Below are 5765 nucleotides of genomic sequence, written 5' to 3' on the forward strand. Positions count from 1 at the left end.
GCTCGCAGTGAGCGAGCCAGTCTTCAAGCGTCATGGCGATTCAAAAAACAAAAGCCAGGCACGGGGCCTGGCTCGGAACTGTCGCGACGAGGGTCAGGCCACCGCGTCGGCGCTCTGGCGCTGCAGCATGGCGAGCTGGCGCGCGATGGTTTCGCGCAGTTGGCGGCGGTCCACGATCATGTCGATGGCCCCCTTCTCCATCAGGAACTCGGCGCGCTGGAAACCTGCAGGCAGCTTCTCGCGCACGGTGTTCTCGATGACGCGCGGACCGGCGAAACCGATCAGCGCCTTGGGCTCGGCCAGCACGATGTCGCCCACAAAGGCGAACGAGGCCGACACGCCGCCCATGGTCGGGTCGGTCAGCACGCTGATGTAGGGCAGCTTGGCCTTGGCCAGGCGCGTCAGCGACGCATTGGTCTTGGCCATCTGCATCAGCGACAGCAGGCCTTCCTGCATGCGCGCGCCGCCAGTGGCGGTGAAGCAGATGAAAGGCGTCTTCTGCTCGATGGCCGTCTCGACGCCGCGCACGAAGCGCTCGCCGACGACGGAGCCCATGGAGCCGCCCATGAAGTCGAACTCGAAGCAGGCCGCGACGACCGGCACGCTCATGATGGCGCCGCCCATGACAACGAGCGCGTCGGTCTCGCCGGTGCTCTCCAGCGCTTCCTTCAGGCGATCGGGGTACTTCTTGCTGTCCTTGAACTTCAGCGCGTCGACCGGCAGCACCTCTTGGCCGATCTCGTAGCGGCCTTCGCCGTCGAGGAAGGCATCCAGGCGGGCGCGGGCACCGATGCGGTGATGGTGCGAGCACTTGGGGCAGACGTTGATGTTCTGCTCCAGGTCGGTCTTGTAGAGCACCGTCTCACAGCTCGGGCACTTGATCCACAGACCTTCCGGCACCGTGCGGCGGTCCGCCGGATCGCCCTGCTGGATCTTGGGCGGGAGCAGTTTGTCGAGCCAACTCATGGTCAGTCCTTTTTGTCGAGTGCAGCGCGGATCTCTCGGATGAAGGCCGCGCCGGTCAAGGCGACATTATCGGCTGGCTGGCGCTCCAGCAGTTCGACCAGCTTGGAGCCGATGACGACTGCGTCCGAAACATCCGCCACGGCACGCGCGGTGGCCCCGTCACGGATGCCGAAACCCACGCCGACCGGCGTGCTGACGTGCTGGCGGATCCTCGGCACGGCTTCGGCCACTGCGGCGGTATTGAGGTGGCCCGCCCCGGTCACCCCTTTCAACGACACGTAATAGACGTAGCCGCTGGCCAGCTTGCCGACCTGAGCCATGCGGGCCTCGGTCGACGTGGGCGCCAACAGGAAGATGGCGTCCATGTTCGCGGCACGCAGCTTGGCGGCGAACTCTTCGCACTCCTCGGGCGGGTAGTCGACGATGAGCACCCCATCGACGCCTGCCGCTGCCGCATCGGCCACGAAAGCATCCAGTCCATAGTGCTCGACGGGATTCGCATAGCCCATCAGCACCAGCGGCGTGGTGTCGTTGAGGGCACGGAACTCGCGCACAAAGGCCAGCACCTTGCGCAAGCCAATGTCCTGCTTCAACGCTCGCTCGCCGGCGCGCTGGATGACGGGGCCGTCGGCCATGGGGTCGGAGAACGGCACACCCAGCTCGAGGACGTCGGCGCCGGCCTCGGCCATCGCCAGCAGCAGCTCGACGGTCGCGCTCGGATGCGGGTCACCTGCAGTGACGAAAGGGATCAGCGCCTTGCGACCCTGGGCCTTCAGCCTGTCGAAGGTGGTCTGGATGCGGCTCATTGAGCACCTCCCTTGACCTTTTCGCCCGCCTGCGAAGGCCGGTCGAAATAGGCGGCGCCGGACAGATCTGCCACGGTGCCGATGTCCTTGTCGCCTCGGCCGCTGAGGTTGACCAGCAGCACCTTGTCCTCGGACAGCGTCGGCGCCAACTTGATCGCGTGTGCGACGGCATGGCTGGATTCGAGCGCCGGGATGATGCCCTCGGTGCGACACAGGCGATGGAAAGCCGCCAGCGCCTCGGCATCGGTGATGCCGACGTACTCAGCCCGACCGATGTCCTTCAGGTGGGCATGCTCAGGGCCGACGCCGGGGTAATCCAGGCCTGCCGAGATCGAATGCGTCTCGATGATCTGGCCGTCCTCGTCCTGCAGCAGATAAGTGCGGTTGCCATGCAGCACACCGGGGCTGCCAGCGGTCAGGGTCGCGGCATGCTTGCCACTGGCCACACCCTGCCCTTCGGCCTCGACGCCGATCAGGCGCACGTTCTCATTCGGGATGTAGGGATGAAAGATGCCGATGGCGTTCGACCCGCCGCCGACGCAGGCGATGACGGCGTCGGGCTGTCGCCCTGCCAGCTCGGGCATCTGCTCCAGACACTCCAGGCCGATGATGCGCTGGAAGTCGCGCACCATCATCGGATAGGGGTGCGGGCCTGCCACGGTGCCGATGATGTAGAACGTGTTCTCCACGTTGGTGACCCAGTCGCGCATCGCCTCGTTCAGCGCGTCCTTCAACGTCTTGCTGCCGCTCTCCACCGGCACGACGGTCGCGCCGAGCAGCTTCATGCGATAGACGTTGGGCGACTGTCGCTTAACGTCCTCGCTGCCCATGTAGACCACGCATTCCAGGCCGTAGCGCGCGCAGATGGTGGCGGTCGCCACGCCATGCTGGCCAGCGCCGGTTTCGGCGATGACGCGCGGCTTGCCCATGCGCTTGGCCAGCAGCGCCTGACCGATGACGTTGTTGATCTTGTGCGCGCCCGTGTGGTTGAGATCCTCGCGCTTCAGGTAAATCTGCGCCCCGCCCAGCTCACGGCTCAGACGGTCGGCGTGATAGATGGGGCTCGGGCGACCCACGAAGTGCTTGAGCTCCTTCTTGAACTCGGCGAGGAACTCGGCGTCGTGCTGGTAGTGAGCGTAGGCGTCCTTGAGCTGGTCCAGCGCATGGACGAGGGTCTCGGAGACGAAGCTGCCGCCATAGGTCGGCGTGCCGGCATGGCGGAAATGCCCGGTCGCATCGGGCTGGTCATACGGAAACATGGTCTTTCCTATCGGGTCAGTTCGGCGTCGGCGCGTCGCACCGTACTGCAGAACTCGTGGATCAGGCCGGCGCTCTTGATGCCCTTGGACACCTCGACGCCGGAACTCACATCAACGGCCCAGGGCCGCACCCGCGCGATGCCATCGGCTACGTTGGCAGCATTCAACCCACCAGACAAAACGAGGCGAGAGCTGACGCTTGGAGGAACGAGTGACCAATCGAAGACCTTGCCGCCGCCGCCATAGCCGTCGACATGGGCGTCGAGCAGGATAGCTTGGGCGTTGGAAAAACGTGCTGCGAAGTCTAGCAAATCGACTCCGGGCGCCATGCGGGCGGCACGCAGGTAGGGACGCTGGACGCGATCGCAGTCGGCGGGCGCCTCGTCGCCGTGGAATTGCACCAGCATGTTGGGCAGCGCCTCGACGCAGGCCTGCAGATCGGCATCGTTGGCGTTGACGAACAGTCCCACCGGCGTCACGAACGGTGGCAGCAACCGCGCAAGCACCCTCGCCCGCTCCGGCGTCACGGCGCGCGGGCTCTTGGCGTAGAAGACGAAGCCGATGGCGTCGGCGCCAGCTTCGACGGCCGCCTCAACATCGGCCTCACGGGTCAGGCCGCAAATCTTGATTCGGGTCATGGGAGCCAATCGAGCGCGGCCACATGCCGCGGAATATCCAGCTCGGCATCGTAGGTCGGACCGAGGAAATAGAGCCCATCAGGGGCAAAGGTCGGCGCAGCCACCTTGCGGTCGCGGGCGACCAGCACCTCGCTGACCCAGTCCGGCGAGCGGGTGCCGCTGCCGACGGCCAGCATGCAGCCCATCAGGTTGCGCACCATGTGATGCAGGAAGGCGCTGGCCTCGAACTCGAATCGCCAGTAGACGCCGCGGCGCTGCACCTTGATCTCCCGCAGCGTCTTCACGGGCGACGCGGCCTGGCACTCGGACGAACGGAAGGAAGAGAAGTCGTGCTCGCCGATCAGGCGCTCGGCGGCAGCCTCGAGCGCGGCCTGGTCAAGCGGCCGGAACACCCAGCCGCACTGGCCGGACTCGATGGCCGGCCGCACAGCCGACTCCAGCAGCAGATACGCGTAGCGCCGGCCGCGCGCTGAGTTGCGGGCATGGAAATCCTGACCCGGGAAACGGCACCACTGGATGGCGATGTCGGACGGCAGATAGCGGTTGCTCCCACGCACCCAGGAGAACGGCTCGCGGTCGACCTCGGTGTCGAAGTGCACGACCTGGTTGATGCCATGCACGCCGGCATCGGTGCGGCCGGCGCACAAGGTGCGAATGGGCCGGGCCGCGAACGCGGACAGCCCTTTCTCCAGCGCGTCCTGCACGGTGCGGCCGTCGGGCTGGCTCTGCCAGCCGTTGTAGCCGCCGCCGCGGTAGCTGACTCCTAGTGCAACTCTCATGGGCTCCCAAGTAAAAACGCCCGGCCAAGGCCGGGCGTCGAAGTATCGCGGCTGCGTTCAGCGCAGCTCGTTCAGCATGGCCTGCGCCTTGTCACGCAACGGTCCACTGGCGCGCTGGAGCAGCTCCTGCAGCACCTCACGGGCACCTTCGGTGTCGCCGATCTGGCGGAACTCGTCCGCCAGCTCGAGCTGGCGAAGCAAGGGATCGCCTTCATCGTCACCCAGTGCGCCCAGGGACTGAGCCAGGGGGGCCGGATGGGACTCGCCGGACTGCAAGGCATCGCCGAGATCGAAATCCAGATCCCCCGGCGCGGCCGCCGGCGCCGGCGAAGCGATGACCGGCAGGTCACCCATTCCGCTGAGGTCGAAGTTCAGGTCCGGCGCGGGCGGCGCCGTGCGGGTGCCGCGGGCAGAGATGTCGAAGTCCATCGTCATCGGCGCCTGCTCGACCGAAGCCGGCATGGCCTGGGTGGCGGCCATGGCCGTCGGCGACACCGGCTCCGGTGCGTCGAGGTCCAGGTCCAGGGCCAGGTCGAAGCCACTCACGGGGCCTGTGTCGGGGCCACCGCGCATCACGTCGGTCGCCAGATGAGCCGCGCTCGCGGTGGCTGCAGCACCAGGCGGCAGGGCCGTCTGCGGCAGCGTGCTGGCGTTCATCGGCTCAGGGCGAAGTTCGGGGCCGTCTTCGACATGGGCGGGCGCACCACCGGGCTGATAGAGGGGGTTGTCCGGATCGATGCCACGGCCCAGCTCCTGGGCCTTGGCCCAGTCCTCGCCCGCGCCCTTGGTCTCAGCATAGAGCTGGACGGCAAGCTGCTCGAAGCCCTTGGTGTCACGGCGCTTGGCGTAGACCTCCAGCAGCTTGAGGCGGATGGCCAGGCGCGTCGGATTGGCGCGCAGCGCTTCCTTGAGGATCTCCTCGGCCTGCAGGTCGCGGCCATAGGCCAGGTAGACATCGGCCTCGGCGACCGGGTCCACATCGCCGATGGCGTCGAGCTGGCTCAGCGAGTAGCTCATGGACGACTGGCCGCTGTTCTGACCATCCCGCGTGTCGACACGCTGGCCACCGGTACCACCAAAGAAGGAGTCCGGCTGCAGGCGGCTCTCGTGGAAACCCGTCTCAGGCGCGCTGACCGCACGGCGTGAACGCAGGCGGTACAGGCCGAAGCCCCCGAGCGCAGAAAGCAGGACTGCGCCGACGACGACGATCAGCGGGCTGTCGAGGAATTGCTCGATGACGCCGGGCGGCTCGGCTGCCGGCGGCGGCGCCAGCGGCGCACTGGCGCGGACGGCGGGCCGCGACGCCGGGGCACTGGC

The 5765-nt window shown here is 67.0% G+C and carries 6 protein-coding genes; all 6 read right to left on the minus strand.

Going from position 1 to position 5765, the window contains the following annotated elements; genetic code table 11:
* Nucleotides 1-93 precede the first annotated feature (93 nt).
* Entirely contained in the window at nt 94-966 is an 873-nt protein-coding gene (gene accD / locus VGF12_RS19610; RefSeq protein ID WP_331177736.1) for an acetyl-CoA carboxylase, carboxyltransferase subunit beta, read from the minus strand.
* Between the two features lie 2 nt (nt 967-968).
* A complete protein-coding gene (gene trpA / locus VGF12_RS19615; protein WP_331177737.1) occupies nt 969-1772 on the minus strand; it encodes a tryptophan synthase subunit alpha in 804 nt (267 codons plus the stop codon).
* Nucleotides 1769-3031: a tryptophan synthase subunit beta gene (gene trpB / locus VGF12_RS19620; protein WP_331177738.1), complete on the minus strand. Its 1263-nt coding sequence runs from the start codon at nt 3029-3031 to the stop codon at nt 1769-1771. Before trpB ends, trpA begins: the two co-directional genes overlap by 4 nt.
* Nucleotides 3032-3039: 8 nt before the next feature.
* Nucleotides 3040-3669, minus strand: coding sequence for a phosphoribosylanthranilate isomerase (locus VGF12_RS19625; protein WP_331177741.1), 630 nt, complete (start codon nt 3667-3669; stop codon nt 3040-3042).
* The gene (truA, locus tag VGF12_RS19630; protein ID WP_331177739.1) at nt 3666-4448 is read right to left on the minus strand and encodes a tRNA pseudouridine(38-40) synthase TruA; all 783 of its coding nucleotides are present in this window, start codon (nt 4446-4448) and stop codon (nt 3666-3668) included. The genes VGF12_RS19625 and truA overlap by 4 nt, the downstream gene beginning before the upstream one ends.
* Before the next feature lie 57 nt (nt 4449-4505).
* The coding region (locus tag VGF12_RS19635; protein WP_331177740.1) for a FimV/HubP family polar landmark protein at nt 4506-5765 on the minus strand (1260 nt) is incomplete at its 5' end.

This window comes from Roseateles sp., assembly GCF_036404855.1.
In the GTDB taxonomy this organism is placed as follows: Bacteria; Pseudomonadota; Gammaproteobacteria; order Burkholderiales; family Burkholderiaceae_C; genus Pelomonas.

Coding starts and splice junctions, on each gene's coding strand:
- accD (WP_331177736.1), bottom strand. CDS start 966: ATGAGTTGGCTCGACAAACTGCTCCCGCCCAAGATCCAGCAGGGCGAT.
- trpA (WP_331177737.1), bottom strand. CDS start 1,772: ATGAGCCGCATCCAGACCACCTTCGACAGGCTGAAGGCCCAGGGTCGC.
- trpB (WP_331177738.1), bottom strand. CDS start 3,031: ATGTTTCCGTATGACCAGCCCGATGCGACCGGGCATTTCCGCCATGCC.
- VGF12_RS19625 (WP_331177741.1), bottom strand. CDS start 3,669: ATGACCCGAATCAAGATTTGCGGCCTGACCCGTGAGGCCGATGTTGAG.
- truA (WP_331177739.1), bottom strand. CDS start 4,448: ATGAGAGTTGCACTAGGAGTCAGCTACCGCGGCGGCGGCTACAACGGC.